This is a genomic window from uncultured Campylobacter sp. (assembly GCF_938030815.1).
In the GTDB taxonomy this organism is placed as follows: domain Bacteria; phylum Campylobacterota; class Campylobacteria; order Campylobacterales; family Campylobacteraceae; genus Campylobacter_B.
The window spans coordinates 1-2,541 of record NZ_CALHII010000238.1 but is presented as its reverse complement, the minus strand read 5'-3'; the positions used below and the strand labels follow the sequence as shown (position 1 = coordinate 2,541).

General features: G+C 44.9%; 1 protein-coding gene. It reads right to left on the bottom strand.

What is annotated here, in order from left to right; translation table 11 throughout:
- Positions 1–372 precede the first annotated feature (372 nt).
- Positions 373–2,214, bottom strand: coding sequence for a molecular chaperone HtpG (gene htpG / locus Q0277_RS09015; RefSeq protein ID WP_297997403.1), 1,842 nt, complete (start codon positions 2,212–2,214; stop codon positions 373–375).
- Positions 2,215–2,541 lie beyond the last annotated feature (327 nt).

Below are 2,541 nucleotides of genomic sequence, written 5' to 3'. Positions count from 1 at the left end.
TTGCGATAAAAAAGGGGGAAATTTAAAATAAAATTACGCAACTTTGTAAAGATTAAATTAATGAATAGTGAAATTTATCGCCTGATTTATGATTTTATGCTTTGGCGAATATTTTCGGCTTGCGCTCCAAGCTCGGCTCGAAGATAAAAGCGATCAAAATTTTAAAATTTCCAAAACGCCAAACTGAGCCGCAGGATAGAATTTTTTACAGAAATAAAAGGGTAAAATTCCGCCGCTTTTAAATTTTAAAATTTAAAAAGCGCGGCGAAGCTTGCCTGCAGAAATTTCTCTTTAAATTTAAAACGCGGCTACATAGATATATGCAGCCACGCGGAATTTGGGTAGCGGATCGAAGCTCTAAATTTAGATAATCTATAGAGCCTTTACGATTAGCTCGTTTACGTTTTTGATAAACTCGCTCGGATTTTCAAGTTCCTGCCCCTCGCTAAGGCGCGCCAGATCGTAGATTATTTCAGAAACTTGCGGCAGCATTAGTTTATCGGCCTGCAGCTTTTTGATGATCTCGTGATCGGCGTTGATCTCCAAAATCGGCTTTACGGGCGGCAGATTGCGGCCTCCCATCTGCTTAAGCAGCTGCTGCGTCGCAAAATCGGGATCGTTCTCGTCAAAAACAAGGCAGGAAAGCGAGCCGCTTAGACGCGATGAAATTTTAACGTCCTTGACGCGTTCGCCTAAAATTTCTTTGATCTTTGCGGCGATCTCTTTGGCTTGCGGCGTCGCGGCATCGTCGCTTGCAGCTTCTTGCTTGATCGAAGTCGCATTTTTAACCGGCGTCTTGTCAAACTCAAAAACGCCCGGCATCACGATCGTATCGATCTCATCATCGCAGAGCAGTACCTCCGTGCCTTCGGCGTTAAATTTCTCGATCAGAGGCGAGCTTTTAAGCATCGCGGCGCTGTTTCCCGCGATATAATAGATCTCTTTTTGATCCTCTTTCATTTTTTCCTTATACTCGCTAAGCGTGATGAGCCCGTCTCGCAGGTTTGATTTGAAAAGACAAAGCTTTAAAATTTCCTCTTTGTTTGCGCCGAAACCGTAAAGCCCCTCTTTCAAAACCTTGCCGAATAATTCGTAAAATTTTATGTATTTTTCGCGATCGTTCTGCAAAAGCTTTTCCAACTCGGATAGAATTTTTTTGACGCTTTGTTCGCGGACGTAGGTTAAAATTCGATTTTCTTGCAAAATTTCGCGACTTACGTTTAGCGGCAGATCCTCGACGTCCATTATGCCGCGCACGAAGCGCAGATAGCTAGGCAGCAGCTCTTTGGCGTCGTCGGTGATGAAAACGCGCTTGACGTAGAGCTTCACGCCGCTTTGATAATCGACGCGGTATAGATCGAAAGGTTCGCTGCTCGGCACGTAAAAAAGCGTCGTGTATTCGTGTGTGCCCTCGGCCTTTGTGTGGATGTAAAACAGCGGATCGCCGCTGTCGTGGCTGATCTGCTTATAAAATTCATTGTAATCGCTCGGCTTTAGGCTGCTTTTTGGCAGCTGCCAAAGCGCGCTCGCGCGGTTGATCTGGACGTTTTTAACTTCGCTATGTCCCTGCTCGCCCTCTTTTTGCGCAGGCACGTATTCTTCTTTATCCATAAAGATCGGATAAGGGATGTGGTTGGAGTATTTTTTGATGATGCCTTCGAGCCTATATTCGTCCAAAAACTCCTCATCTTTCATATGCAGGATTATCGTCGTGCCGAAGTCCTCTTTCTCCGCCTTTTCGACCATGTAGTTGCTCGCGTCGCTGCTCCATTTATAGCCCTCTTGCGAGAGCGGCTTGCGGCTGATAACATCGATACGATCTGCAACCATAAACGCCGAATAAAACCCGACGCCGAACTGCCCGATGAGGTTGCTGTCCTTCGCCGCATCGCCGCTAAGGCTCGCCATAAAGCCCTTAGTGCCGCTGCGCGCGATGGTGCCGAGATTGCTCTCGAGCTCGGCCTCGTCCATGCCGATGCCGTTGTCGCCGATGCTTAGCGTTTTGGCCTCTTTGTCGATCTTTATATCGATGCGCGGCACATACGAAAGCGCCTTATATTCGTCGTTCGTAAGGCTTAGGTAGTTTAACTTATCCAGTGCGTCGCTTGCGTTTGAGATGAGCTCGCGCAAAAAAATCTCCTTGTTTGAATAAAGCGAATGGATCATCAAATTTAGCAGATCATTCACTTCGGTCTTAAATTTTTTCTTTGCCATTATGCGGTCCTTTTTGAAAATTTTGGCAGATTATATCATGGAGTGCTAATCTTGTCAAGAGAAGAATAAATAAACTTGATATGTATCCTATCAAGTTTTGGAAATTTACGCGCGCCCGAAGTATATGAAATTTAAACCCAGCTACAGATGATACCGGCGATAACCAATCCAAATTTTACGGCGTATTAAACTAAATTTGCAGATTTTTCTTAGCCATCGTTTTTTGAAAATTTCAAAATAAGATGATATAATCCGCCTCGATTCCAATGCGATTTCGATGATGGTGGAACAGAGCAACACGTTGAATCTTTGTTGCAAAAAGTCGCG

Coding starts and splice junctions, on each gene's coding strand:
- htpG (WP_297997403.1), bottom strand. CDS start 2,214: ATGGCAAAGAAAAAATTTAAGACCGAAGTGAATGATCTGCTAAATTTG.